This is a genomic window from Pseudomonas citronellolis, assembly GCF_900112375.1.
GTDB classification, from domain to species: Bacteria; Pseudomonadota; Gammaproteobacteria; order Pseudomonadales; family Pseudomonadaceae; genus Pseudomonas; species Pseudomonas citronellolis.
The window spans coordinates 190962-216648 of the sequence record NZ_FOLS01000006.1; the positions used below are offsets into that span (position 1 = coordinate 190962).

20 protein-coding genes and 1 pseudogene are annotated in these 25687 nt (G+C 68.8%); 8 read left to right on the forward strand and 13 right to left on the reverse strand.

What is annotated here, in order from left to right; all coding sequences use genetic code 11:
- The first annotated feature begins 19 nt into the window (after window positions 1-19).
- Window positions 20-1003, forward strand: coding sequence for a 23S rRNA (adenine(1618)-N(6))-methyltransferase RlmF (gene rlmF, locus BM060_RS08180; protein WP_074979062.1), 984 nt, complete (start codon window positions 20-22; stop codon window positions 1001-1003).
- On the opposite strand, the gene BM060_RS08185 is transcribed toward rlmF, so the two are convergent.
- Window positions 1004-2539: an MFS transporter gene (locus BM060_RS08185; protein WP_074979064.1), complete on the reverse strand. Its 1536-nt coding sequence runs from the start codon at window positions 2537-2539 to the stop codon at window positions 1004-1006.
- 162 nt (window positions 2540-2701) lie between these two features.
- On the opposite strand from BM060_RS08185, the gene BM060_RS08190 reads away from it, so the two are divergent.
- Entirely contained in the window at window positions 2702-3592 is an 891-nt protein-coding gene (locus BM060_RS08190; RefSeq protein WP_074979066.1) for a LysR family transcriptional regulator, read from the forward strand.
- Window positions 3593-3599: 7 nt separating this feature from the next.
- Here BM060_RS08190 and BM060_RS08195 read toward each other — a convergent pair whose 3' ends face one another.
- The 4 genes from BM060_RS08195 to sbcD all read right to left on the reverse strand — a co-directional run bounded on the left by BM060_RS08195 (window position 3600) and on the right by sbcD (window position 10062).
- Entirely contained in the window at window positions 3600-4142 is a 543-nt protein-coding gene (locus BM060_RS08195; RefSeq protein WP_074979068.1) for a hydrolase, read from the reverse strand.
- A 382-nt stretch (window positions 4143-4524) separates the two neighbouring features.
- A complete protein-coding gene (locus BM060_RS08200) occupies window positions 4525-5211 on the reverse strand; it encodes a Dps family protein (protein ID WP_174672433.1) in 687 nt (228 codons plus the stop codon).
- 190 nt (window positions 5212-5401) lie between these two features.
- Complete coding sequence (locus tag BM060_RS08205; RefSeq protein WP_074979070.1) at window positions 5402-8842, reverse strand: AAA family ATPase; 3441 nt, start codon at window positions 8840-8842, stop codon at window positions 5402-5404.
- The gene (gene sbcD, locus BM060_RS08210) at window positions 8842-10062 is read right to left on the reverse strand and encodes an exonuclease subunit SbcD (protein ID WP_074979071.1); all 1221 of its coding nucleotides are present in this window, start codon (window positions 10060-10062) and stop codon (window positions 8842-8844) included. The genes BM060_RS08205 and sbcD overlap by 1 nt, the downstream gene beginning before the upstream one ends.
- 106 nt (window positions 10063-10168) lie before the next feature.
- On the opposite strand from sbcD, the gene BM060_RS08215 reads away from it, so the two are divergent.
- Window positions 10169-11536, forward strand: a complete 1368-nt coding sequence (locus tag BM060_RS08215) for a TAXI family TRAP transporter solute-binding subunit (protein WP_074979073.1) — start codon at window positions 10169-10171, stop codon at window positions 11534-11536.
- 64 nt (window positions 11537-11600) lie between these two features.
- Complete coding sequence (gene yejK, locus BM060_RS08220; RefSeq protein ID WP_074979075.1) at window positions 11601-12605, forward strand: nucleoid-associated protein YejK; 1005 nt, start codon at window positions 11601-11603, stop codon at window positions 12603-12605.
- A 189-nt stretch (window positions 12606-12794) separates the two neighbouring features.
- Here the strand turns inward: yejK and BM060_RS08225 are convergent, their stop codons facing one another.
- The 8 genes from BM060_RS08225 to BM060_RS08260 all read right to left on the reverse strand — a co-directional run bounded on the left by BM060_RS08225 (window position 12795) and on the right by BM060_RS08260 (window position 20454).
- Window positions 12795-13739, reverse strand: coding sequence for a glutathione S-transferase family protein (locus BM060_RS08225; RefSeq protein WP_074979077.1), 945 nt, complete (start codon window positions 13737-13739; stop codon window positions 12795-12797).
- A 74-nt stretch (window positions 13740-13813) separates the two neighbouring features.
- Complete coding sequence (locus BM060_RS08230) at window positions 13814-14113, reverse strand: GIY-YIG nuclease family protein (RefSeq protein ID WP_061562634.1); 300 nt, start codon at window positions 14111-14113, stop codon at window positions 13814-13816.
- Window positions 14110-14808, reverse strand: coding sequence for a glutathione S-transferase C-terminal domain-containing protein (locus tag BM060_RS08235; RefSeq protein WP_058072564.1), 699 nt, complete (start codon window positions 14806-14808; stop codon window positions 14110-14112). The genes BM060_RS08230 and BM060_RS08235 overlap by 4 nt, the downstream gene beginning before the upstream one ends.
- 442 nt (window positions 14809-15250) lie before the next feature.
- Entirely contained in the window at window positions 15251-15967 is a 717-nt protein-coding gene (pcsA, locus tag BM060_RS08240) for a phosphatidylcholine synthase (RefSeq protein WP_135499956.1), read from the reverse strand.
- A 262-nt stretch (window positions 15968-16229) separates the two neighbouring features.
- Window positions 16230-17003, reverse strand: coding sequence for an amino acid ABC transporter ATP-binding protein (locus BM060_RS08245; protein WP_043273076.1), 774 nt, complete (start codon window positions 17001-17003; stop codon window positions 16230-16232).
- Between the two features lie 12 nt (window positions 17004-17015).
- Window positions 17016-18113: an amino acid ABC transporter permease gene (locus BM060_RS08250; protein ID WP_074979079.1), complete on the reverse strand. Its 1098-nt coding sequence runs from the start codon at window positions 18111-18113 to the stop codon at window positions 17016-17018.
- A 9-nt stretch (window positions 18114-18122) separates the two neighbouring features.
- Entirely contained in the window at window positions 18123-19307 is a 1185-nt protein-coding gene (locus tag BM060_RS08255; RefSeq protein WP_074979081.1) for an amino acid ABC transporter permease, read from the reverse strand.
- A gap of 118 nt (window positions 19308-19425) precedes the next feature.
- Entirely contained in the window at window positions 19426-20454 is a 1029-nt protein-coding gene (locus BM060_RS08260) for an amino acid ABC transporter substrate-binding protein (protein WP_074979083.1), read from the reverse strand.
- A gap of 467 nt (window positions 20455-20921) precedes the next feature.
- Here BM060_RS08260 and BM060_RS08265 point away from each other — a divergent pair, with 467 nt between their 5' ends.
- The 4 genes and pseudogenes from BM060_RS08265 to BM060_RS33820 form a co-directional block, all read left to right on the forward strand.
- Complete coding sequence (locus tag BM060_RS08265; protein ID WP_074979085.1) at window positions 20922-21575, forward strand: alpha/beta hydrolase; 654 nt, start codon at window positions 20922-20924, stop codon at window positions 21573-21575.
- Between the two features lie 179 nt (window positions 21576-21754).
- Window positions 21755-22693: a GGDEF domain-containing protein gene (locus tag BM060_RS08270; protein WP_074979088.1), complete on the forward strand. Its 939-nt coding sequence runs from the start codon at window positions 21755-21757 to the stop codon at window positions 22691-22693.
- Window positions 22694-22797: 104 nt separating this feature from the next.
- Entirely contained in the window at window positions 22798-24351 is a 1554-nt protein-coding gene (gene rhlB / locus BM060_RS08275) for an ATP-dependent RNA helicase RhlB (RefSeq protein WP_074979090.1), read from the forward strand.
- 396 nt (window positions 24352-24747) lie between these two features.
- Window positions 24748-25551, forward strand: a pseudogene (locus BM060_RS33820) (cache domain-containing protein); the annotation flags it as partial.
- Window positions 25552-25687 lie beyond the last annotated feature (136 nt).

Genomic DNA, 25687 nt, shown 5'->3' on the forward strand with positions numbered 1-25687 from the left:
CCCTGCCCTGCCGCCCGCCATGCCCAAGCCGCCGAAACGCCCCGCCAAGCCGCAACCGCTGCGCGATCCCGCCGCGAAGAAGCCCGACCTGCTGCACCCGCGCAACCGCCACCAGGGGCGCTACGACTTTCCCAGCCTGATCGCCGCCAGCCCCGAGCTGGGCGAATACGTCATCACCAACCCCTACGGCAAGCCCAGCATCGACTTCGCCGACCCGCAGGCGGTACGGGTGTTCAACCGCGCGCTGCTCAAGGCGCAGTACGGCATCGGCCACTGGGAAATCCCCGCCGACTTCCTCTGCCCGCCGATCCCCGGCCGCGCCGACTATGTGCACTACCTGGCCGACCTGCTGGCCGAGGACAACGAAGGCCGCGTGCCGCGCGGGCCCGGCGTGCGGGTGCTGGACATCGGCGTCGGCGCCAACTGCATCTACCCGCTGATCGGCCACCGCGACTATGGCTGGCGCTTCCTCGGCGCCGACATCGAGCCCGCAGCCCTGGCCTCGGCGCGCAACATAGTGCAGGGCAACCCGGGCCTGGCCGAGGCCATCGAGCTGCGCCAGCAGAGCGAGCCGCAGCACATCTTCCACGGCCTGCTGCACGCCGACGAACGCTTCCACGCCAGCCTGTGCAACCCGCCGTTCCACGCCTCCCCCGAGGAGGCCCGCGCCGGCAGCCGGCGCAAGTGGAAGAACCTCGGCAAGCTCGACCCCTCGCGCAAGCTGCCGCTGCTGAACTTCGGCGGGCAGAGCAACGAGCTGTGGTGCGAAGGCGGCGAGATCGCCTTCCTCAAGCGCATGGCCAGCGAGAGCCGCGAAGTGGCGCAGCAGGTGCAGTGGTTCAGCTCGCTGGTGTCCAAGGCCGGCAACCTCGACGACTTCCGCCGCGCCCTGAAGAAGGCCGGCGCGCTGCAGGTGCGCACCCTGGACATGGCCCAGGGGCAGAAGCAGAGCCGCTTCGTCGCCTGGACCTTCCAGAGCGACGAACAACGCCGCAGCGCCTGATCAGGCCTCGGCGGCCAGCGCCGGGCTGCGGGCGCGATCCAGCAGCAGGAACACCAGCACCGCCACCAGCGCGGTGATCCCGGCGAGCACCTGCAACACGCGGCCGAAGGCCGCCACATAGTCCGCGCGCAATTGCTCCACGGCCAGTTGCGGAGCCCCGGCCGCGGCCGCCGCCAGGTTGCCGATGGCCAACTGGTTGGCGGTGGCCAGGCGCAGCTCGGCCGACAAGCCCGGCGCCTGCAACTGGGCGGCCAGCAAGGTCGCCAGCAGCGCGCCGACCACCGCGATGGCCACGCCGTCGGCGGACACCCGCACGGTATTGAAGATGCCGGTCGCCATGCCGGCGCGCTCCGGCTCCACCACGCTCACCGCCAGGCCGTCCATCAGCCCCCAGGGCAGGCCGATGCCCACGCCGATGCACAGCAGCGGCAGCCCCAGCGGCAGGTCGCCGGCCAGGTTGCGGGCCAGCCACAGCAGCCCGCCGGCCACCACCAGCAGGCCCAGCGCCGACAGCCCGCCGGCGCTGAAATGGCGCGCCAGCAGCGCCGCCAGGAAAGGCACCAGGAGCAGCGGCGCGGACAGCGCCAGCAGCGTCCAGCCGGCCTGCACCGCGCTCTGCCCCTCGATGCCGATGAAGCGCCCCGGCAACAGCACAATCAGCACCACATAGGCGAAGGCCGGCGAGGCGGCCAGCAGCTGCACGCCGACGAAGCGCCACTGGCGGAACAGCGAGAGGTCCAGCATCGGTTGCGCCGCGCGCCGCTCCACGCGGACGAACAGCGCCAGCAGCGCCACGCTGGCCAGCAACCAGGCAGACACCGCAGGGCTGCTCCAGCCACGCTCCGGCGCCAACAGCAGGCCATAGGTGAAGGCACAAAGAGCGGCGGTGAAACTCAGCGCGCCCGGCCAATCCAGGCCGAGCGCCCGCGGGTCGCGGCTCTCCCGGCAATAGCGCATGACCAGGGGGATGGACGCGAGCCCGCAGGCCGCCGGCAGCAGGAACACCCAGCGCCAGCCCGGGCCGTCGGTGAGCCAGCCGGCCAGCAGCGGGCCGAACGCCAGGCCCACGCCGAAGGTGGTGCCGAGCAGGCTGAACACCCGCGTGCGCAGCGGGCCCTGGAACACCTGGGCCAGCGCCGCCATGGCCGCGGCGAACGCCGCCGAGCCACCGACGCCTTGAGCCACACGCAGCACGTCCAGCACCGGTACCGAACCGGCGAGCGGGATCGCCAGGGTGGTCAGGGCGAACAGCCACAGGCCGAGCAGCCAGACGCGCCGGCGCCCATAGACGTCGGCCAGGCTGCCGGCGGCCATCATGGCCGCGCCATAGGCCAGCACGTAGCCGTTGACGATCCAGTTGAGCGCCACCGCCGAGCCGCCCAGCTCTTGGCTGATCGCCGGCAGCACCACGGCCGGGCCGGTGAAGCACAGCGGGATGAGCACGGCAGTGAAGCTGGCCGCCAGCAGCAGGAGCCAGCGCGAGGCGGCCGGAGGTGCGCCGACGTCATCGGTTCGGGAAGATCGGGAAAGGGTCATGGCAGGTCCGTCGTTGAGCCAGGGGAACACCCGACGCACGCTAACCATCCCGGCATTGCGGAAAAACCGGCTAGGATTCCGAACATAACGGACTTATCTGTCCGCAATCCTTCGCGAGCGCCGCCGCACAATGGACGCACGCCCAACCCAAGGTGCTACGCCATGGATAGCCTCAACGGCCTGCGGGTCTTCCTGCAGGTCGCCGAAACCCTCAGCTTCGCCCAGGCCGCGCGCCTGCTCGGCCTCTCCGCTTCTGCAGTGGGCAAGAGCGTCGCGCGCCTGGAGGAACGCCTGGGCGTACGCCTGTTCCACCGCAGCACGCGCAGCCTCAGCCTGAGCAACGAAGGCCTGCTGTTCCTCGAACGCTGCCGCCGCGTGCTCGACGAACTGGCGGCGGCGGAACAGGAACTGGCCCAGGCCACCCAGCAGGCCCGCGGCCGCCTGAAGATCAGCATGCCGCTGGTCAGCGGGCTGTTCCCCCAGGTGCTCCCGGAGTTCATGCGCTGCTACCCGCGCATCCAGCTGGACATCGACTTCACCGACCGCCTGGTGGACGTCATCGAGGAAGGCTTCGACCTGGTGGTGCGCAGCGGCGAGCTGCGCGACTCGCGGCTCAAGGCGCGCCAGCTGGGCGACTTCCACCTGCTGCTGGTGGCCGCGCCGGCCTACCTGCGCCAGTACGGCACGCCCCGGCGCCCCGCCGACCTGGCCGGGCACCTGTGCCTGCACTACCGCTTCCCGAGCACCGGCAAGCTGCAGAAGTGGCCGCTGCGCCTGGCGCCGGGCGAGGCGGAACCGCGCCTGGACGGCGGCCTCACCTGCAACACCGCCGACACCCTGATCAGCGTCGCCGGCCAGGGCATGGGCATCGCCTGCCTGCCGGACTTCGCCGTGCGCGGCGCGCTGGCCGACGGCAGCCTGGTGCAGGTGCTGGCCGAGCACAGCGAACACCAGGGCAGCTTCCACGCGCTGTGGCCGGCCGGGCGGCGCATGCCGCTGAAGCTGCGGGTGTTCCTCGACTTCCTCGGCGACCGCCTGTTCGCCGCGCGCTGAACCGCCGTCAGCGGATGAACTCGCGGCTGACGGCGCGGAAGGTCTCGCTGCCGGCGCGCTCCAGCCATTCGAAGGCGACCATCTCGCGGTTGACGATCACCGCGCCGGCCTGGCGCATGCGCTCCAGGGCCAGGGCCTTGTCCTCCGGGCGCCGCGAGCCGACCGCCTCGGCCACCACATAGACCTCGCGGTCCTCGGCCAGCAGGCCGAGCACGGTCTGCAGCACGCAGACATGGGCCTCGGTGCCGCACACCACGAACTGCCGGCGCTCGCCGCCGGGCAGTTGCAGCAGGCCCGGGTCGGCCACCGCGGAGAAGGCGATCTTCTCCAGGATGGACTCGGCCGGCAGATGTTCACGCAACTGCGCCAGGGTCGGGCCCAGGCCCTTGCTGTACTGCTCCGTGGCCAGCACCGGCACGCCTAGGCGCTGCGCCACGGCCAGCAGCCAGGCGCTGTGCTGCAGCAGCGCCTCGGCGTCGTGGATGGCGGGGAACAGGCGTTCCTGGATGTCGATGAGGAGGAGGGTCGAGGTGGGGGCGTGGAGCAGCATGGGGGAGTCTCCTGGGGTGGTTCTTCTTTTTCGGCTTGCGGTGAGGGGGTGTCAACCGGGAAAGCTGGTCGACACAAACGCAGGGAAGAGAATGAGCGAAGGTGAAGCGCTGGAGCGGCGTCGAAGTTCGCTCCCTCTCCCCAGCCCTCTCCCTGAAGGGAGAGGGGGCCGTTGGGCAGACGCTGATGTTTTGGAGTCAGCCGGCTAGCACAGAGACTGCCGGCTGAAACCAAGCCTTTTCTCGGCACGGACAAGCCCCCTCTCCCTTCAGGGAGAGGGCTGGGGAGAGGGAGCCACACCCACAAGCCGCGCCGAAACCTCCCCCCGCACCAAAGAAAAAGGCCCCTGCAAAAGGGGCCCTCCTCTCTTCAGCCATGCACCCTCAATGCCCCGTCACATCCCCGCGGCGGCTGGTCTCGAAGAGGAACCAGGTGCGCTGCTCGGTCTCGTCGATCCAGTTCTCGATGAGGCTGGCGGTGGCGATGTCGTGGTACTCGTCGCACAGGTCATGGACCTCGCGCATGTAGGCGGTCAGCGACTTGTTGTCTTCCTGCAGCTCGGCCAGCATGTCCAGCGGCTGGACGAACTCGGCGTCGTTGTCGGCGATGCGCTTGATGCGGCCGATGTGGCCGATGGAGCGGATAGTGTTGCCGCCGATCTTGCGCACGCGCTCGGCGATCGGGTCGGTCATGGCGAAGATTTCGGTGGCCTGGTCGTCCAGCAGCAGGTGGTAGTCGCGGAAGTGCGGGCCGCTCACGTGCCAGTGGAAGTTCTTGGTCTTCAGGTACAGGGCGAAGACGTCGGCCAGCAGGCGGCTCAGGGCCGCGCTGAGGTCGCGGGTGGCGTCCTTGGACAGGTCCGACGGGGTCGCCAGGGCCGGTGCGCGGCGCGGTGCCGGCTTGGCCGCGGCGGCGGGTTTGGCGGCAACTGCCGGCTTGGCGGCGGGTTTCTTCGCTGCCGGCTTCTTCGCCGCGGCAGGTTTGGCTGCCGCGGGTTTGGCGGCGGCCGGCTTGCTGGCAGCGGTCTTGGGTGCAGCGGGTTTCTTCGCAGTGGCTGCGGGTTTCTTCATCTCGATCACCTCAAGGGGTCTTGTGGATGCCGCCCCTGTGCGTGCCGAAACTGGCGGTCCGGGACGAGCCTGACGCACTCCCTGCGTGTTCCTCTCATGGCCAAGAGTGCGCTCTTGAGCCTACCTCGCCGCGCTTCGATTGCAAGTCGTCGCGCCGCCCAACGTGCGGCGCAATGACGCCGGGCAAGATTCAGGGTTGCACGGCGAAGCACGCGTCGAGGCGGCTGTACCCCATACCGACACCCTTGTGCACCTTGAGTTGCACGGGGATGCGTTCCTTGAGCGCCTCGACGTGGCTGATCACGCCGATGCTCTTGCCGCTGGCGTTGAGGCTGTCGAGGGCGTCCAGCGCCACTTCCAGGGTCTCGCCGTCGAGGGTACCGAAGCCTTCGTCGAGGAACAGCGAGTCGATGCTGGTCTTGTGGCTGACCAGGTCGGACAGCGCCAGGGCCAGCGCCAGGCTGACCAGGAAGCTCTCGCCGCCGGAGAGGGTGCGGCAGTCACGGGCGACGTCGCCCTGCCAGGTGTCCACCACCTCCAGTTCCAGCTCGCCGTCGCTGCGCCGCGCCAGTTGGTAGCGGCCGTGCAGGCGCTGCAGTTGCCGGTTGGCCAGGTGCACCAGGTGGTCGAGGGTCAGGCCCTGGGCGAAGCGCCGATACTTGGCGCCATCGGAGGAACCGATCAGGCCATTCAGGCGTTGCCAGAGGTCGTGGTGCGCCTCCTGTGCGGCGATCTCGGCGAACAGCGCCTGCTGGCTGGCGCGGCGCGCGTCGTCACCCTGCAGTTGCGCGCGCACTTCGCCCTGGCGCTGGCCCAGTTCGCGCAACTGGGTGGCGAGGGCCTGCAACTGCTCGTCGAGGGCCGGCAGCTCCAGTTCGCCCAGCGGCTGCGCACGCAGTTGGCGCTCGGCTTCCTCGGCGGCGACGCGCAGCGCCACGGCCTCGGTCAGCGCGGTGTCCAGGCGTGCCTTGAGTTCGCCCAGGCGCTGGCGTTCGCCGTCTTCCAGCTGCGCGGCGAGGAAGGCCGCCAGGTCGGCGAATGGGCTTTCAGCCAAAGCCTGCTGCCAGGTGCGCTCGCATTCGGCCAGGGTAGTGCGCGCCTGCTCCAGGTGCGCGGCGAGGCTCTGCTCGCGGCCGAGCAGCGCATCGGCCTGGCGCTGCGCCGCCTGCAGGGCCGACTCCGCCGCTTGCAGGGCCTGCTGCGGCTGCGCCTCGGGCGCCGGCTCCGGCAATGCCTGCTCGCCACTGGCGCTCCAGCGTTCGCGCCATTGCCCGGCTTGCGCTTCGGCTTCCTGCAACAGGCGCCGGGCTTCGCGCTCGGCCTCCTGCAGTTGCTGGTCCCGTTGCTGGGCCTGCTGCCAGGCGCGCCATTCGCCTTCGCGCTCGGCTAGCCAGGCTGCGCCTTGCTCGGGCAAGGCAGCGGCGAAACCGTCGAGGCTGGCCAGCAGTTCGGCGGCCTGGCGTTCGGCCTGCACCTGCAATTGTTCCAGGCGTTGCTGCTGTTCCGCCTGGCGCTGCTGTGCATTGTCCAGATCGCGACGCAGCAAAGCCTCCTGCTGCAACGCGGCCGCATGGCTGCGCTCGGCGTGCTCGCGGGCGCTCGCGGCCTGCTGCAACTCGCCCTTGAGCGCATCGAGCGCCGCCAGGCGTTCCTGCAGGTCGGCCAGGGCCTGTTCCTGGGCCTGGCGAATCGCGGCCAAGCCGGCGGCATCCTCGATGGCTAGGTTCTGCTCGATCGACTGGCGCTGCCATTCGGCATCGAGCTGATGCAGTTGTTCGCGCAGTTGCTCCAGTTGCTGCCGGACCTGTGCGGCCTGGGCCGTCACGTCGGAGAGTTCGTCGCGCAGCGCCACGCCGTCGCTTTCCAGTGCGGTCAAGGCTGCGCGGCATTCATCGAGGGCGCGGCGCGTCTGCGACACGTCCAGCGCCTGGTAGCTGGCGATGGCCGGGTGTTCGTGGGAGCCGCACAAGGGGCAGGCTTCGCCGGGCTGCAGTTGTGCTCGATATGCCTCCAGGGCCTGGATGCGCTGCTCCTGCTCCAGCAGCTTCTCCTTGTCGGCGACCTGCTGTTTCAGCCCCTTGTAGCGCTCGCGCAGTTCGGCGATCGCGGTTTCCTTCTGCGCCTGGCGTTGCTGCAGCGAATCGAGCTGGGGTTGCAGGCGGGCAGACTGCGCGCTGGCCTGTCCGCGGCTCTGCGCCAGCTGTTGCAGGCGGTCCAGCGCCCTGCCCTGCTGCTGCAATTGCTGCCAGCGTTCGCGCAGGGCGCTTTCACCGGCGCCTTGCAGCAGGGCCTGCAAGCGCGCCTGCTGCTGCGCCTCGGCCTGGCGCGCCGCGTCCAGCGCTTGCCCGGCGCCAGCCAGGGCCTGGCCATGGGCGGCGAGTTGGCCGTGCAACGATTGGATGGCGGAGGCTTCCTGCTCCAGGCGCGCGCGGGCGCCCTGAAGTTCACCACCGAGCTGTTCGCGCTGGGCGAATTGCGCGCGCCAGCCCCCCAGCAGTTCACCCAGGCGGGCGCGTTGCGGGTGCGCGGCAAGCTGCGCCTGTACTTCGCGGCGCTGCGTTGCGAGTTCATCGATGGCGCGCTGGCGCTGCCCCGCCCACTGCGCGCTGTACTGGCTGGCCTGCCACAGGCTGCGCACGGCCTGCTCCGCGCAGTCCCGCTGCTGGCGTTGCAGGTCCGCCAGGCCGGTTTCGTCTCGCTCCAGCGCCTGGCGCGCCTGTTGCCAGGCCCCATGCAGCGGCTGCAGGCGTGCCGCTGGCTCGCTGGCGGCCAGGCGCTGCAGGTCGGGGGTTGCCTGGAGCAGGGCATCGCGGGCCTGCTGCTCCCGCGCGGCGGCCTGCTGGTGCTGGTGTTCGGCGCGGGAAAGGTCCTCGCGCCAGCGGCGCTGGGCCTGCAGTTCGGCCTGGCGCTGGAGCAACGGCGCTTCCTCGGCCAGCAGGCGTTCGGCCTCGGCCTGCAGTTCGCCGCGCTGTTCCTCGCTGAGCAGTTCCATGCCTTCGGCACGGCTCTTCAGCAGTTCCAGATCGTTCTGCGCCGCCTTGCTGCGCTCGTACACGCGCTGGGAGATCAGCCCGTAGATCTCGGTGCCGGTGAGTTCTTCCAGCAGTGCCGCGCGGTCGTTGGCGCTGGCTTCGAGAAAGGCGGCGAAACCGCCCTGGGCCAGCAGCATGGACTTGGTGAAGCGGCCGAAGTCGAGGCCGGTGAGCTGCTCGGTCTGGCGCAGCTTGTCGTTGATCTTGTCGGTGAGGATTTCCCCCTCGCCGCCGGCGGCCTCGATGCGCGCCAGCTCCACCTTGGGCGCCTGCAGCGCGCCGTCGACCTTGTCGCGGGCCCGGCGCTGGCTCCAGAAGGCGCGGTAGCGGCGGCCCTTGACCTCGAACTCGACCTCGGCGAGGCAGTCGGCGGTGTGCCGCGTCATCAGCTCGTTGCCGCTCTGCGACAGCGTGTTCATGCGCGGCGTGCGGTGGTACAGGGCCAGGCAGATGGCGTCCAGCAGGGTGGTCTTGCCGGCGCCGGTAGGCCCGGTGATGGCGAACAGGCCGTTGCCGGCGAAGGGCTCGGCGGCGAAGTCGATCTTCCACTCGCCCTTGAGCGAGTTAAGGTTCTTCAGGCGCAGGCTGAGGATGCGCATCAGGCTTGCTCCTCCTGCAGTTCGGCGACCACCTGGCGGTACAGCCCGGCCAGTTCCTGGCGCAGCGGCGGCGCCAGGTCCTCGGCGTCCAGGCGTTGTTCGAAGACGTCCTCGGCGGAGAGTTCGTCGAGGGTCTCGCGCGCCTCGCCGAACAGCCCGGCCTGCTGGTTGCCGCGTTCACGGCGGGTGCGCAGCACTTCCACCGGCAGTTCCTCGCAGAGCTTCTCCAGGCGCGCCTGCAGGTCGTTCAGGTAGTCGTCGCTGCGCACCAGCACTTCCACCCATACCGGGCGTTCCGGCGTGCCCAGGTTGGCGGCTTCGGCCAGCGCCGCGGGCAGGCTGTCGAGGTCGCCGGCCAGCGACTGCAAGGGCTGGAAGCAGGGCACGGGCAGCGGCGTCACCGCGCGCAGGCCGCTTTCGTCGAGGTCCACCAGCAGTACCTCCTTGGCCTGTCGCGCCTCGTCGAAGCTCAGGGCGATGGGCGAGCCGCAGTAGCGGATGTGCTCCAGGCCGCCGACCTTCTGCGGCCGGTGGATGTGCCCCAGGGCGATGTAGTCCGCCGCCGGGAAGGCGCTGGTGGGGAAGGCCTCCAGGCTGCCGACGTAGATTTCCCGCACCGACTCGCTGGCGCTGGCGCCGACCGTGGTCAGGTGCCCGGTGGCGACTATCGGCAGCTTGCCACCGAGTTCGGCGCGTCGGGCCTCGGCCAGGGCGAACAGTGCCTGATAGTGCGCCTGGATGCCCTGTTGCAGGGCCAGCTGCTTGTCCTGCGCGCTCTGCCCGGCCTGGCTGGCCAGCAGGTCGCGCGGGCGCAGGAAGGGAATGGCGCAGAGCACCGCGCCCGGCGTGCCGTCGCGTTGCGGCAGCACCAGCAACTGCCGGTCGAGGTCGGCGCCGGCGGCGGCGATCACCCGTGTGCCGAGCACCGCCAGCAGCTCGCGGGATTCCTCCAGCATGGCCACCGAGTCGTGGTTGCCGCCCAGCACCACCAGGCTGGCGCCGGTCTCGCGCAGCTCGACGATGAAGCGGTTGTACTGCTCGCGGGCGTAGCTGGGCGGCGCGCCGGTGTCGAACACGTCGCCGGCGATGATCACCGCGTCCACCGCGTGCTCGCGCACCCGCTCCACCAGCCAGCGGCAGAAGGCGCGGTGTTCGGCCTCGCGGCTCTTGCCCATGAAGTGCTGGCCGAGGTGCCAGTCGGAGGTGTGGAGGATGCGCATGCGCCTGCTGTCCCGCTGTCTGATCCAGCCGGCGATGATACCCGCTTCCGGGGTGCGCCCGCGCCAGGCTGGCTATCCTGAAAGGATGCCGGCCGGGAATCAGACCATGCAACGCCTGCTCAACATGCTCCGCGACCTCGCCATCCTGGTGCGCGCCAACCTGTGGATAGTGCCCGTGCTGGCCGCCCTGGTGGCCGCGGTCTTCTACTTCGTCGCGCCGCCGCCGCCGATGAGCGCGACCCTCGCCACCGGCGCCCCCGACGGCGGCTACGCGGCCTTCGGCGAAAAGCTGCGGGCCGAGCTGGCCGAACAGGGCTTCGAGCTGAAGCTGGTGCCCAGCGCTGGCTCGCGGCAGAACATGGACCTGCTGCTGGACGAGCACAGCGGCGTGGACATCGCCCTGGTGCAGAGCGGCCAGGAGCGCCAGCTCGCCGCCGGGCAGCGGCAACGCCTGCAGACCCTCGGCGCCATGTTCCAGGAGCCGCTGTGGCTGTTCCAGCGCCGCGACGTGCACATCGACCGCATCGCCGACCTGCTGCCCCTGCGCGTGGCCCTGGGCAGCCGCGGCAGCGGCACCGAGGCGATCACCGCGGCCATCCTCCAGGCCAACGGCATCGGCGACGAACAGCACCCCGCCGGCTGGCAGGCCAGCGGCGGCGACAGCGCCGCCGACGCCCTGCTGGCCGGCAGCCTGGACGCCGCCTTCTTCGTCGGCCCGGCGGACAACCCGCTGATCCAGCGCCTGGCCGCCAGCGAGCAGCTGCTGCTGGCCGGCTTCCGCCGCGCCGACGCCTACGAGGCGCGCCTGCGCTTCCTCAAGCGCCTGGAGGTGGGCGAAGGCCTGCTGAACCTGGAACACAACGTGCCGCACCGTAACCTGACCACCCTGTCGCCGGTGGCCACCCTGGTGATCAACGACCGCTTCCACCCGGCGCTGACGCCGCTGATCCTCCAGGCCGCGCGCCAGGTGATGCGCCAGGGCAGCCTGCTCGACGCCCCCGGCGCCTTCCCCGCCGCCGAGCCGCGCACCCTGCGCCTGAACGAGGACGCCGAGCGCTACTACAAGAGCGGCCTGCCGCTGCTGCAGCGCTTCCTGCCGTTCCGCATCGCCTCCCTGGCCGACCGCTACATCATCCTGCTGATCCCCTTCCTCGCCATCCTCATCCCGCTGTTCAAGTCCATCGGCCCGCTGTACCGCTGGCGCATCCGCGCGCGCATCTACCGCTGGTACCGCTACCTGCGGGAAATCGACCGGCGCCTGGACGAAAACACCGGCAGCGCGGAACTCAGCCGCGAGATCGAGCGCCTGGAGAGCCTGGAGGCCGAGTTGTCGCGGGTGGAGGTGCCGCTGTCGTACTACAACGAGCTGTACGAGTTGCACCTGCACCTGAACTACGTGATCCGCCGCCTGCGCCAGCTGCGCCGCAACCGCCGCGAGCGCGACGGCGAGGCGCCGCTGGACAAGGCCGGGTGAGCGTGGCGCGTCGCGCTCGGGTAGACTGGCGGCTTTGCCACCATCGTCCAGAGCCGAGCCCGAGATGCCGATTCGTCACGCCATCGTCCACCTGATCGACAAGAAGCCCGACGGCAACCCCGCCACGCTGCACGCGCGCGACGCCGAACTGGGCGACTCCCAGGCCATCGAGAACCTCATGGCCGACCTCAACGAAAGCTACAACGCCAAGCCGAACAAGGCCTGGGGCCTGTTCCAGGAAGAATCCGGCGCCTACCCGTTCAGCGGCTGGCTGGCCGAGTACCTGGATGGCGGCAAGGACTTCGTCGCCTTCAGCCGCCAGGCCGTGGAGCACCTGAAGAGCCTGATGGAGGAGTCCAACCTCTCCACCGGCGGCCACGTGCTGCTCTGCCACTACCAGCAGGGCATGACCGACTACCTGAGCATCGCCCTGCTGCACCACAGCGAAGGCGTGGCGGTGACCGAGGCGCTGGAAGTGGCGCCCTCGCGCCACCTGGACCTGGGCCAGCTGCACATGGCGGCGCGGATCAACTGCTCGGAATGGCGCAACAACAAGACCTCCAAGCAGTACATCTCGTTCATCAAGGGCAAGGGCGGCAAGAAGGTCTCGGACTACTTCCGCGACTTCATCGGCTGCCAGGAAGGCGTCGACGCCCCCAGCGAGACGCGCACCCTGCTCAAGGCCTTCAGCGACTACGTGGAAAGCGAGGACCTGCCCGAAGAGCAGGCCCGCGAGAAGACCGACACCCTGGTCGACTACGCTACCAGCCAGGCGCGCATCGGCGAGCCGATGGCCCTGGACGCGCTCTCCGAGCTGATGGACGACCAGGCGCCGCGCGCCTTCTACGACTACATCCGCAACAAGGACTACGGCCTGGCCCCGGAAATCCCCGCGGACAAGCGCACCCTCAACCAGTTCCGCCGCTTCACCGGCCGCGCCGAGGGCCTGTCGATCAGCTTCGAGGCGCACCTGCTGGGCAGCAAGGTGGAGTACGACGAGGAGCGCGACATGCTGATCATCCGCGGGTTGCCGACGCAGTTGCACGACCAGCTCAAGCGCCGCAAATAGGCCTGACACCACGCTCAACCCGGGCGTAGGGCGGATAACGTTCGACGTTATCCGCCGTTTGACCGTGGTGCCCGGGCACTCCGGGATCGAGCCCGAAGCGCCTGTTCGGGGCGGCTTCGAGTTCGGCCCCGAAGCGAGCGAGCAGTCCCGTGTATCGGCGTACAACCGCGAACGGTTGTACGCCCTACGTCACGGTGTGACGCATGCCTCGATGCGGAAGCCAACGCGCGGGAAATGCACATGCACCACCCCGGCGCGCGGGTCCTCGCGGCGCAGGATCAGTTCCTCGCTGCCCACGTGCAGCAGCTCCCCCTCCACCGGATCGACGCCGTAGTCGGTCGCTGCGATGGCCACCCGCTGGCCGGCCCGCAGGCCGTTGGCGTCGCTGAACGGCTCGTCCGGCAGCGCCGCCGGCTGGCTGTCGCGGGCCACGGCGATGGCTTCCTCGCCGCTCATCTCGCTGTGCGCGCCATGGCCGAAGCCGAGCACCCGGCCCAGCCAGGCCACCACCGACGGGTAGGCGTCCACCAGCGGCGAGGTCACCGGGGTGGCCTTGACGAACCAGAGCACGTGGGCGACGGCGAAATCCGCCACGGACGGCTCGCCGAACAGGAAGTCGCCCTCCTCCCGCGCCAGTTGCTGCTCCAGCCGCGCCATGAACACCGGCCACTGCTGCCGCGCCTGCTCGGCCGGCAGGCGCGCGGCGCTGCCGCCGCTGAACAACTGGCTGCGGTCGGCGACGAAGGCCTTGAGGAACTCCGGCGGCAGCTTGCCGAAGCGCACGGCGATGGACTCGGGCTGGAACACCAGGCTCACGCCATGCTGGAACAGTACCGAATCGGCCCAGGCGGCGAAGGCGGCGACGCTGAATTCCTGGCCCTCGGGGAACAGCGCCGGGGTGGCCTTCTCCTGCTCCAGGCGGCGGGCGATCAGCGCAGTGTCGCAGTAGACGTCGGCCCCCACCTGCAGCACCGGCGTCTTGCGGTAGCCGCCGGTGAGCGCCAGCAGGTCGGGCTTGGGCATGATCGGCGGGATCAGCACCGAGCGCCACGACAGCTGCTTGAAGCCCAGCAACAGGCGGGCCTTCTCGGCGAAGGGGGAAGTCGGGTAGTGGTGCAGGATCAGCTCGGACATGCGGGGCTCCGTTGGCCGGCGTTGAGGGCCTTCCAGCTTACTCCGCCGCGGCGCGCGGTCCTACCCGGTCGAAGCTATGGACGGCTATCCGCCGCGCTGATGGCCAGGGCCGCGCCGGCCAGCGCCAGGCGTTCCTTGGCCGGCTTGCCCAGGGCCTTGATCGCCCGCTCGCGGCGCAGCGCCTCGCCCTTGCCGGCGCAGGCCTCGACGTACACCAGCGCCTGCGCCGGGCTGGAATGGAAGAAGCGCGCGCCACGCCCGCTGCAGTGCGCCTCGAAGCGCCGCTGCGGGTCGTCGCTGATGCCGCAGTAGAGCGCGCCGTTGGCGGCGCGCACCAGGTAGACGAACCAGGGCTTGGGCTCGGCCTGGGTCATGTCCAGACCCGCTGCTGCATGCGCTCGCAGTAGCCGACCAGCCGCTCGTATTCGCGCGCCATGTGGTTGAGGGGGGTTTCCAGGGTGCACAGGACCAGGTTGGCGAGTATCCCGTAGGCCGCGGCATCGGCGCTGCAGGGCTGGGCGCCGCCGAAGTACGGCAGGTCGCCGAGCATGCCATCGAGGGCGTCCAGGTCCTGGCGGGCGAAGCTCAGCAGTTCCTCGCGGCTGTGGGCGGCCAGGCCGCGGCCGCGCATCTCGCCGCGGATCTTGCGGCGCACCAGCGCGCCGACCACCGGCCGCAGCGGCGCCGGGATGCCGCGCAGCAGCACCGGGGCGACCTGGCGCCAGCCATCGTCCTCCAGCCAGCGGAAGTACACCAGCAGCGGCGCCAGGTGCTCGTCGCACAGCCGCGTGATCGACACCGCCCAGCCACGCCCGCGGGCGTCGAGGCCGGCGTCCAGGTCCAGGGCGAAGCGCTGTTGCAGGTCGTGAATGATGATCTCGGTGTCGGCGACGGTCTGCCCCTCGACCTTGATGAAGGGCAGCTTGCCCTTGGGCCCCTTGCGCGGGTCCGTCACGTGCTGCACCTGGTATTCCAGCCCGGACAGGCGCAGGAAAGTCTCCAGCTTCAGGCAGAAGGGGCTGACGTTGGGCACATTGAAGGCCGGGGGGAACTGGAACAGGGTGATCATGGCGAGGCTTCCTGCGCGGGCTCGCCTGACATTTAAGCGCATGCCAGGCGCCGCGGCGAGCCCTGTCGGAGTGCTATCAGACATGACAGGGTTTGCAGGATGGCTCCGTAGGAGCGGGCCCTGCCCGCGAATCGCGCGCAGGGCGCGCTCCTACAGGTGGGCATGGCGTGCGCCGGGACGCTCCTACGGTGCGAGCGGGCATGGCTTTTCGTAGGAGCGAGCTTGCTCGCGAACAGGGTTACCGGTGACGTAGGTGTTGGGGTTGAGAGCGCCCTCTCCCCAGCCCTCTCCCTGAAGGGAGAGGGGGCTGTCCTGAGTGGGGAGAGAATCCTGAGTCATCCTGAAACACCTAACCCCACCCCGTCATTCCCGCGAACGCGGGAACCCAGTGGCTGCGGGGTTCGCGAGCAAGCTCGCTCCTACACGAACGCCCCGCCCTACCTCAGTTGAACCACTCCATCGCCGTCCGCCAGACACAAACCCCGATGAAATACGCCGAAGCCGCAAACCACAGCCACAACAGCCAGGTCTGGTCCACCGGCTGCTGCAGAATCAACAACGCACTGCTGAACATCCAGACAAAGGTCACCGCAATATTCAGCGGCATGAACTGGCGCACCCGGAAGGGGTGCAGGAACTTCATCCGCGTCAGCGTCAGCCCCGCCAGCACCAGCACCGTGACCAGGCTCACCCACGGGCCGGGCCCGAGGACGAAGAAATACACCGCCACCACGTTCCAGGCCGCCGGGAAGCCGACGAAGTAGTTGTCCTTGCTCTTCATGTTCACGTTGCAGAAGCAGAACAGCGAGGACACCAGGATGACGCCGACGATCGCCAGCTCGCTGTGCACCGGCAGCGGCACGTAGCGGTAGATGAAGATCGCCGGGATGAACACGTAGGTGAGGTAGTCGATCACCAGGTCCAGGGTCGAGCCGTCGAAGTGCGGCAGCACCGCCTTGACGTCGAACTTGCGCGCCAGGGTGCCGTCCAGGCCGTCCACCAGCAGGGCCGCGCCCAGCCACAGCAGGCAGGCCTGCGGGCGGTTGTCGACCAGCGCGAGCAGCGCCAGCAGGGCCAGGATGACGCCGCTGGCCGTCACCGCGTGGGCGCTCCAGGCCTTGGCTTTGCTCAGGTTCAACGGAGTGAGGGTCAGGTTCACGGCGCTTCTCTTCAGTCAGGCGGCAGTGCGAGCTATTTCAACGTATAGCCCATCCGTGGGTTTCCACAGGATGCTCCTGGGTATCGGAACACCGATCCGACGGCCGAGTTCAGCCGGCCGGCCTTGGTGGGCGTGGAAAAGGCCAGGATACGCCGAAGCGCACCCGCAGTGCCAAGGGCGCTGACGAGCGTAGGACGGCTTTGCGACGGCTTTCGGACGCCAGGGATGCGGCGCGGCCCGCGGGGGGCCGCGCCGCGCAGGCTCAGTGGATGATCTGGCTGAGGAACAGCTTGGTGCGGTCGGATTGCGGGTTGTCGAAGAACTGGTCCGGCGGCGCCTGTTCGACGATCTCGCCCTTGTCCATGAAGATCACCCGGTTCGCCACGGTGCGGGCGAAGCCCATCTCGTGGGTCACGCAGAGCATGGTCATGCCGCTCTGGGCCAGGCCGATCATGGTGTCCAGCACTTCCTTGACCATTTCCGGGTCGAGCGCCGAGGTGGGTTCGTCGAACAGCATGATCTTCGGCTTCATGCACAGCGCCCGGGCGATGGCCACGCGCTGCTGCTGACCGCCGGAAAGCTGCCCGGGGAACTTGCCGGCCTGCTCGGGGATGCGCACCCGCTCCAGGTAGTGCATGGCCACTTCCTCGGCCTCGCGCTTGGGCATCTTGCGCACCCACATCGGCGCCAGGATGCAGTTCTGCAGCACGGTCAGGTGCGGGAACAGGTTGAAGTGCTGGAACACCATGCCGACCTCGCTGCGGATCGCCTCGATCTGCTTGAGGTCGTTGGTCAGCTCGGTGCCGTCGACGATGATGCTGCCCTGCTGGTGCTCCTCCAGGCGGTTGATGCAGCGGATGGTGGTGGACTTGCCCGAACCCGACGGCCCGCAGAGGACGATACGTTCGCCCTGGCGCACGGTGAGGTTGATGTCCTTGAGCACGTGGAACTGGCCGTACCACTTGTTCACGCCCTTCATCTCGATCATCACGTGATCGCCGATGGCCGGGACGGTCTTGTTGCTGGCTTCAGACATGATGACGAACTCCTAACGCTTGTGGCCGGTGTCCAGCTTGCGCTCCAGGTGCATGGAGTAGCGGGACATGCCGAAACAGAAGATCCAGTAGACCAGCGCGGCGAACACGTAGCCCTCGGTGGACATGCCCAGCCAGGCCGGGTCCGCGGTGGCGCGCTTGATGCTATTCAGGAAGTCGAACAGGCCGATGATGATCACCAGGCTGGTGTCCTTGAACAGCGCGATGAAGGTGTTGACGATGCCGGGGATCACCAGCTTCAGGGCCTGGGGCAGGATCACCAGGCCCATCATCCGCCAGTAGCCCAGGCCCATGGCCGCGGCCGCCTCGTACTGGCCCTTGGGGATGGCCTGCATGCCGCCGCGGACCACCTCGGCGATGTAGGCGGCCTCGAACAGCACCACCATCACCATGGCGCGCAGCAGCTTGTCGAGGTTCATGCCCTCGGGCAGGAACAGCGGCAGCATCACCGAGGACATGAACAGCACGGTGATCAGCGGCACGCCGCGCCAGAACTCGATGGTGGTGACGCACAGGACCTTGATCGCCGGCATCTTCGAGCGCCGCCCCAGGGCCAGCAGGATGCCCAGCGGCAGCGCCCCGGCGATGCCCACGGCGGCGATCACCACGGTCAGCATCAGGCCGCCCCACTGGCTGGTGGGCACGTTGTCCAGGCCGAGGAAGCCGCCATGCAGCAGCCAGTAGGACACCAGCGGCAGCGCCAGCAGGTAGGCCAGGCCGTACTTGAGCTTGTGCTGGAACTGGCGCAGGAACAGCGGCGCGGCGCCGACCACCACCAGCAGCACGTTGAGGTCCACCCGCCAGCGCAGCGCCTCGGGGTAGAAGCCGTACATGTACTGGCCGAGGCGGGTGCTGATGAACACCCAGCAGGCCCCCTCGCGGCTGCAGTCGGCGCGGCTCTCGCCGACCCAGTCGGCCTTGAACACCGCCCACTCCAGCAGCGGCGGGACGATCAGCCAGATGACGTAGAGCCCGACCAGGGTCAGCAGGGTGTTGATCCAGTTGGAGAACAGGTTGGCGCGCAGCCAGCCAATGACCCCGACGCTGAGCGCCGGCGGCGGCAGATCGGGCTTGAAGGTATGGTTTGCCATGGCGTCCCCCTAGCGTTCGATCAGCGCGATGCGCTTGTTGTACCAGTTCATCAGCAGCGAAATGCTCAGGCTGATGGCCAGGTACACGCTCATGGTGATGGCCATGGTCTCGATGGCCTGGCCGGTCTGGTTGAGCACCGTGCCGGCGAACAGCGAGACCATGTCCGGGTAGCCGATGCCGGCCGCCAGCGAGGAGTTCTTCGCCAGGTTCAGGTACTGGCTGGTCAGCGGCGGCACTATCACCCGCAGCGCCTGCGGGATGATGATCAGCCGCAGCGTCTGCCCCGGGCGCAGGCCCAGGGAGCCGGCGGCCTCGGTCTGGCCGTGGCTGACCGCCTGGATGCCGGCGCGCACCGTCTCGCCGATGAAGGCGGCGGTGTAGATCGACAGCGCCAGGACGATGGACACCAGCTCCGGGATCACCACCCAGCCGCCGCGGAAGTTGAAGCCCTGCAGCACCGGCACGTCCCAGTGCACCGGCACGCCGGCCACCAGGATGGTCAGCGCCGGCAGCACGATCAGCGTGACCAGGCCCGTGAGGAACACCGGGAAGGTCTTGCCGGTGGCGTGGCGGCGCACCTTGGCCCAGCGCCAGAGCACGGCCCAGGCGACGATGGCCAGGAGGATGGCGATGAGGAACGCCGGCATCGCCTCGGTGGCCACCGGCGCCGGCATCTGCATGCCGCGGTTGTTGAAGAACAGCAGGCCGCCGACGCTCAGGCTCTGCCGCGGCCCGGGCAGCTGCGCGAGCACGGCGAAGTACCAGAAGAAGATCTGCAGCAGCGGCGGGATGTTGCGGAAGGTCTCGATGTACACCGTGGCGATCTTGCGCACCAGCCAGTTCGGCGACAGCCTGGCCACGCCGAGGATGAAGCCGATGATGGTCGCCAGGACGATGCCGATCACGGTCACCAGCAGGGTGTTGAGCAGGCCGACGAAGAACACCCGCCCGTAGGTGTCGGACTCGCTGTAGTCGATCAGGTGCTGGGAGATGCCGAAGCCGGCGCTGTTGTTCAGGAAGCCGAAGCCGGACTGGATGCCGCGGTGGGCGAGGTTGGTCTGGGTGTTGTCGAAGAGGAACCAGCCGAACGCCACCACGGCGACGACGGCGATGATCTGGAAGGCCCAGGCGCGCACGGCCGGGTCGCTGAGCGACAGGCCGCGCGGGCGCCGGGCTTTGACGGAATTCTGCATGTAAGCCCTCTCGCAGGCCGCCCCGGCGGGCACGGGGCTACGCCCGTGACTGCGCGGGGGACCTCACGTCGTTCGAAACAGGGCCCGCGCCCAGGATCCGGGCGCGGGCTGTGGGAGGTCAGCGCACCGGCGGCGCGTACTGCAGACCACCCTTGTTCCACAGGGCATTGAGGCCGCGCTTGATCTTCAGCTCGCTGCCTTCGCCGACGTTGCGCTCGAAGATCTCGCCGTAGTTGCCGACCTGCTTGACGATCTGCACCGCCCAGTCCTTCGGCAGCTTCAGGTCCTTGCCGTAGTCGCCCTCGGCGCCCAGCAGGCGGTTGATGTCGGGGTTCTTCGAGGACTTGGCCATCTGCTCGACGTTCTTCGAGTCGATCCCCAGCTCCTCGGCGTTGAGCATGGCGAACAGCGTCCAGCGGACGATGTCGAACCATTCCTCGTCACCCTGGCGCACGGCCGGGCCGAGGGGCTCCTTGGAGATCACTTCCGGCAGCACCACGTAGTCGTCCGGCTTGCCCAGCTTGATGCGCTGCGCATAGAGCTGCGACTGGTCGGAGGTGAGCACGTCGCAACGCCCGGATTCCAGCGACTTGGCGCTTTCGTCGGAGGTGTCGTAGGTGATCGGGGTGTACTTGAGGTTGTTCGAGCGGAAGTAGTCGGACAGGTTCAGCTCGGTGGTGGTGCCGGCCTGGATGCACACGGTGGCGCCGTCCAGCTCCTTGGCGCTGCTCACGCCGAGCTTCTTGTTCACCAGGAAGCCCTGGCCGTCGTAGTAGGTCACGCCGGCGAAGTTCAGGCCCATGGCGCTGTCGCGGGAACTGGTCCAGGTGGTGTTGCGCGAGAGCACGTCGATCTCGCCGGACTGCAGCGCGGTGAAGCGCTCCTTGGCGGTCAGCGGAGTGAACTTGACCTTGCTGGCGTCACCGAAGACCGCAGCGGCGATGCCATGGCAGACATCGACGTCGATGCCCTTGTAGACGCCCTTGGAATCGGCATAGGAGAAGCCCGGCAGGCCGTCGCTGATGCCGCACTGCACGAAGCCCTTCTTCTTCACCGCGTCCAGGGTGGCGCCGGCCTGGGCCATGCCGCTGAGCCCGAGAACGCTCAGAGCGGTCAGCACCGCCAGCGTGGATTTCACCATCTTCATCGATCACCTCCAGTTGCTTTTATTCGTGTTGGAGTCCCGGCCCACCCGCCCTCGTGAGGCGCCGCACGGTCTGCTCCGGACCTTGCATCGAAGTGGAAACCTTAGGTCAGTCTAGCCGGCTCTGCGGATACGTCCGCTTCGCCGTCCAGGCTGCCCCGCTCGCGGATGGCGCGAGCCGGACGTATTGCGGGGGCCGCCCTCACCGCGGCGGCCTGTTCAATGGGCTGCCCGCCCCGCCGACGGCACTGGTTTCCGGATGGGGGTCGGATAGAGTGTTACGCCGGCGGGACGGATCGCAGCCTGGTGCCTGAGTTAGCAAGGGCCGTACCAGAATGCCTCCCGGCCCCCGTTTCGGCGAAGGTCAAGTCGATAAGTTATGGCAAAGCGACATCCTTTTCGCAGATTCGCCGATCCTTTTTCCGGTGTGCGCGCCTTTGCGGCGCACATGCCCCATCCTGGAGCCCCCGATGAGCCAACCCCTGCTACTCGAACCCACCCAGCCGGCCGACTCGTGCGTCATTTGGTTGCACGGCCTGGGCGCCGACCGTTACGACTTCGAACCGGTGGCGCGCATGCTGCAGACGATCCTGCCGCGCACCCGCTTCATCCTGCCCCAGGCGCCCACCCGCCCGGTGACGGTGTTCAACGGCATGCCGGCGCCCAGCTGGTACGACATCAAGGCCATGGCGCCGGCCCGGGCCATCGACGAGGCGCAGCTGGACGCCTCGGCCGACGCGGTGATCGCGCTGATCGAGGGCCAGCTGGCCCAGGGCATCGCGCAGGCGCGCATCATCCTGGCCGGCTTCTCCCAGGGCGGTGCGGTGGTGCTGCACACCGGCTACCTGCGCTGGCCCGGCGAGCTGGGCGGGGTCATGGCGCTGTCCACCTATGGCCCGACCTTCGACGATGACCTGCAGCTGCCCGAGGCGAAGAAGCACCAGCCCGCGCTGTGCCTGCACGGCACCTACGACGACGTGGTGGCGCCCGCCATGGGCCGCGCCGCCTACGACTTCCTCCACGGGCAGGGCGTGGCCGTGCAGTGGCACGACTACCCCATGGCCCACGAAGTGAGCAACCAGGAGATCGCCGACATCGGCGCCTGGCTGCGCGAGCGCCTGTGACGCCACATTTCGGGCGGCTCGCGGGGTAGTCGTCTGGGTGGGCCGACCGCTGGTCGGTCCACCACGCCAGCGAATTGCCAGTACGCAAAAGTCATTAATACTGAAGTTCCCGAAGGACGAACCAGACTACGGAGAGTCGTCGTGCCCCTCAGCGGAACCTGTCGAAAGCCCCATCAGCCATGAAGCCGACACAGTGGCAGCAGGATATCCAGCAGTTGCGCCACCTGCGGCTGTTCCAGAACGTCGCCGGGACCGCCTTGCAGCGGCTGCTCAACGAATTCCGCGCGCTGGAGCTGGAGGCCGGCGAGGTCCTGCTTTCGCCCTTCAACCGCAACCACTTCCTCTACCTGGTGCTCGAAGGGCAGCTCAAGGTCTACCTCGGCTCCCTGGACAACTCCCCGGTGTCCACCCTGGGCAGCGGCGACTGCGCCGGGGAAATCAGCTTCATCGACCATGACCACCCGTCGGCCTACGTGGTGGCCACCGAGGCCACCCGCGTGCTGCGCCTGCACCGCGAGGCGCTATTGAGCCTGTTCGAGCACTCCCCGCAACTGATGCAGAACCTGCTGGAGATGCTCTGCGCGCGGGTGCGCCAGGGCAACCGGATCATCCTCAATACCGAGCAGAACGCCAACATCGACACCCTCACCGGGCTGTTCAACCGGCGCTGGCTGGAGCACGTCTACGAGCGCGAGAGCACCCGCTGCGCGTTCAACGAACAGCCGCTGGCGATGCTCATGCTGGATGTCGACCACTTCAAGGACTACAACGACCGCCACGGCCACCTGGCCGGCGACTACGCCCTCTGCCTGGTGGCCCATACCCTGCGCAGCCAGCTGCGGCCCAAGGACAGCATGGCGCGCTTCGGCGGCGAGGAATTCGTCATCCTGCTGCCGGAAGTGAGCCTGGACGAGGCCCGCGCCATCGGCGAGCGCCTGCGCATGAGCCTGGAGCAGATCGACTCCTTCTATTCCCCGCTGGGCGCCCTGCCCGGCGTCACCGTGTCCCTTGGCGTGGCCGAGATGTACCTGCAGGAGAGCCTGCAGGGCCTGCTGCGGCGCGCCGACGAGGCCCTGTACCGGGCCAAGCAGCACGGCCGCAACCGCCTCTGCGGCTGATCCACGGCAGGCTTTGGCCGGCGCCCCCAGCGCACGGATTTCGCCTGGCTGGCAACTTGCTTTACACTGGCGGCCGTTCAATCCTTAACCACTACGAGATCACCGTGCTCAAGGCACTCAAAAAAATCTTCGGCAAGGGCGAGGGCGAGCAGCCCGCCGCAACGCCCACCCCAGCCCCCTCCTCCCCCGCAGCCGCCAGCCAGGACGGCGAACAGCGCCCGCGCAAGCCGCGCGCTCCCCGCCCCGAAGGCGAACGCAACGACAAGCCGCCGCGCCCGCCCAAGAGCGACAAGCCGCGCGGCGAGCGCCAGGACAAGCCTGAGCGCGCCGAGAAGGCCGAACGCCAGGACAAGGCCGAACGCACCGACAAGCCGCCGCGCGAAAAAACCGAGAAGGCCGAGCGCCCGCGCCGCGAGCGCAAGCCCAAGGCCCCGGTGGTGGACAACTGGAAGCTGGAAGACTTCGTGGTCGAGCCGGCCGAAGGCAAGACGCGCTTCCACGACTTCAACCTCGACCCGCGGCTGATGCACGCCATCCACGACCTCGGCTTCCCCTATTGCACGCCGATCCAGGCGCAGGTGCTGGGCTTCACCCTCAAGGGCCAGGACGCCATCGGCCGCGCCCAGACCGGCACCGGCAAGACCGCCGCCTTCCTCATCTCGATCATCACCCAGCTGCTGCAGACGCCGCCGCCCAAGGAACGCTACATGGGCGAGCCGCGCGCGCTGATCATCGCGCCGACCCGCGAGCTGGTGGTGCAGATCGCCAAGGACGCCGTGGGCCTGGCCAAGTACACCGGGCTGAACGTCATGAGCTTCGTCGGCGGCATGGACTTCGACAAGCAGCTCAAGACCCTCGAATCGCGCTACTGCGACATCCTGGTGGCCACCCCCGGCCGCCTGCTGGACTTCAACCAGCGCGGCGAGGTGCACCTGGACATGGTCGAGGTGATGGTGCTGGACGAGGCCGACCGCATGCTCGACATGGGCTTCATCCCCCAGGTCCGCCAGATCATCCGCCAGACCCCGTACAAGGGCGAGCGCCAGACCCTGCTGTTCTCCGCCACCTTCACCGACGACGTGATGAACCTGGCCAAGCAGTGGACCGTGGACCCGGCCATCGTCGAGATCGAGCCGGAGAACGTCGCCAGCGACACCGTCGAGCAGCACGTCTACGCCGTGGCCGGCAGCGACAAGTACAAGCTGCTGTACAACCTGATCGCGCAGAACGACTGGACCCGCGTGATGGTCTTCGCCAACCGCAAGGACGAAGTCCGCCGCATCGAGGAACGCCTGACCAAGGACGGCATCAGCGCCGCGCAGATGTCCGGCGACGTGCCGCAGCACAAGCGCATCAAGGTCCTGGAAGGCTTCCGCGAAGGCAAGATCCGCGTGCTGGTGGCCACCGACGTGGCCGGCCGCGGCATCCACGTCGAAGCCATCAGCCACGTGATCAACTTCACCCTGCCGGAAGACCCGGACGACTACGTGCACCGCATCGGCCGTACCGGCCGCGCCGGCAGCACCGGCACCTCGATCAGCTTCGCCGGCGAGGACGACGCTTTCGCCCTGCCGCCGATCGAAGAGCTGCTGGGCCGCAAGATCACCTGCGAGATGCCGCCCACCGAGCTGCTCAAGCCGGTGCCGCGCAAGCACTGATCCAGGCGCGAAACAGAAAAAGGCGAAGCCACGGGCTTCGCCTTTTTCGTTTCCGCCGGCGTTACGCCCGGTGACGCCGGGCGCCCACGGTGACGCACCAGCGCGGTGCGCAGCGCCCCATTCGTCCCGCCGGGTCCGCCGGGACGACGCCTCCCCTCTCCCCGCCAACAATGGCACCCGGCCATCGTCCTGCCTGGGCCCGGGGCTGATAGCTGAGCAGATAAACGAACGGCCTGATCGATTTTGTTTACGTTCGTAAATAAATTTGCACGCTTCTTGCAGAATTTTTTACGACGTCCTTCAGAACAAGCCATCGGAATCCCGCCCATGCCCTTGCGCGCCAAGCTCGCCCTCAGTTTCCTGCTCATCGGCCTCATCCCGGTGCTGGTCATGGCCATGGTGGTCTATCACCAGGCCAGCCGCGCCCTCGAAGAACAGAGCCTGAACGCCCTGGAGGCGGTGGCCAGCATCAAGCAGCGGCAGTTGATGGACGCCTGGCAGGCGCGCCACGACCAGCTCAGCAGCCTGGCCGGCAACCTCGGCGCCAACTACGCGGGGCTGGAGAGCGAGGCGCTGGTCACCACCGCCAACTACGACCGCCCGGTGTTCGAGAACTTCACCAAGACCTTCGGCTACCGCGAGCTGCGCCTGGTGGCCAGCGACGGCAGCGTGGTCTTCAGCCTGGGCCGCGGCGCCGACTACCAGCAGAACATGAACGCCGAGCAATGGCGCGATACGCCCTTCGGGCGCTTCGTCCGCGGCGCCCTGGGCAGCGGCAAGGCGAGCATCAGCGACCTGGAGCCGGCCCTGGACGACAAGCAGCCGGTGCAATGGCTGGCCGCGCCGATCAAGGACCACGACAAGCTGCAACTGCTGCTGGTGCTGGAACTGCCGCTGAAGGCGATCAACGATGTGATGCAAAGCCGCCAGGGCCTGGGCGAGGCCGGCGAGACCTACCTGGTGGGCGGCGACGGGCGCCTGCGTTCGGATTCGGTGCGCTTCGCCGACCACCGCGTGCGCCGCGCCGGCGACGAGCCCGCCGCCCTCCCCGGCCAGGCCAGCGAAAAGGCCCTGGCCGGCGAGCAGGGGCGCCTGACCGAGCCCGGCCTGAGCGGCGCGACGGCGCTGAAGTCCTTCGTGCCGCTGAACCTCGACGGCCTGCACTGGGCGCTGGTGGCGGAAATGGACCAGGACCAGGCCTTCGCCCCGGTGCGCAAGCTGATGTGGCAGATGCTGGTGCTGGGCCTGCTGACCCTCGCCGGCGTGGCCGCCGGCACCTGGCTGGTCAGCCGCAGCGTGATGCGCCCGCTGGGCGGCGAGCCGGCGAGCATGGCGG

Coding starts and splice junctions, on each gene's coding strand:
- BM060_RS08225 (WP_074979077.1), bottom strand. CDS start 13,739: ATGTCCGAGCTGATCCTGCACCACTACCCGACTTCCCCCTTCGCCGAG.
- BM060_RS08255 (WP_074979081.1), bottom strand. CDS start 19,307: ATGCAGAATTCCGTCAAAGCCCGGCGCCCGCGCGGCCTGTCGCTCAGC.
- BM060_RS08200 (WP_174672433.1), bottom strand. CDS start 5,211: ATGAAGAAACCCGCAGCCACTGCGAAGAAACCCGCTGCACCCAAGACC.
- BM060_RS08245 (WP_043273076.1), bottom strand. CDS start 17,003: ATGTCTGAAGCCAGCAACAAGACCGTCCCGGCCATCGGCGATCACGTG.
- BM060_RS08235 (WP_058072564.1), bottom strand. CDS start 14,808: ATGATCACCCTGTTCCAGTTCCCCCCGGCCTTCAATGTGCCCAACGTC.
- BM060_RS08215 (WP_074979073.1), top strand. CDS start 10,169: ATGCAACGCCTGCTCAACATGCTCCGCGACCTCGCCATCCTGGTGCGC.
- BM060_RS08270 (WP_074979088.1), top strand. CDS start 21,755: ATGAAGCCGACACAGTGGCAGCAGGATATCCAGCAGTTGCGCCACCTG.
- BM060_RS08195 (WP_074979068.1), bottom strand. CDS start 4,142: ATGCTGCTCCACGCCCCCACCTCGACCCTCCTCCTCATCGACATCCAG.
- BM060_RS08250 (WP_074979079.1), bottom strand. CDS start 18,113: ATGGCAAACCATACCTTCAAGCCCGATCTGCCGCCGCCGGCGCTCAGC.
- BM060_RS08185 (WP_074979064.1), bottom strand. CDS start 2,539: ATGACCCTTTCCCGATCTTCCCGAACCGATGACGTCGGCGCACCTCCG.
- BM060_RS08260 (WP_074979083.1), bottom strand. CDS start 20,454: ATGAAGATGGTGAAATCCACGCTGGCGGTGCTGACCGCTCTGAGCGTT.
- sbcD (WP_074979071.1), bottom strand. CDS start 10,062: ATGCGCATCCTCCACACCTCCGACTGGCACCTCGGCCAGCACTTCATG.
- BM060_RS08265 (WP_074979085.1), top strand. CDS start 20,922: ATGAGCCAACCCCTGCTACTCGAACCCACCCAGCCGGCCGACTCGTGC.
- rlmF (WP_074979062.1), top strand. CDS start 20: ATGCCCAAGCCGCCGAAACGCCCCGCCAAGCCGCAACCGCTGCGCGAT.
- BM060_RS08190 (WP_074979066.1), top strand. CDS start 2,702: ATGGATAGCCTCAACGGCCTGCGGGTCTTCCTGCAGGTCGCCGAAACC.
- BM060_RS08205 (WP_074979070.1), bottom strand. CDS start 8,842: ATGCGCATCCTCAGCCTGCGCCTGAAGAACCTTAACTCGCTCAAGGGC.
- yejK (WP_074979075.1), top strand. CDS start 11,601: ATGCCGATTCGTCACGCCATCGTCCACCTGATCGACAAGAAGCCCGAC.
- BM060_RS08230 (WP_061562634.1), bottom strand. CDS start 14,113: ATGACCCAGGCCGAGCCCAAGCCCTGGTTCGTCTACCTGGTGCGCGCC.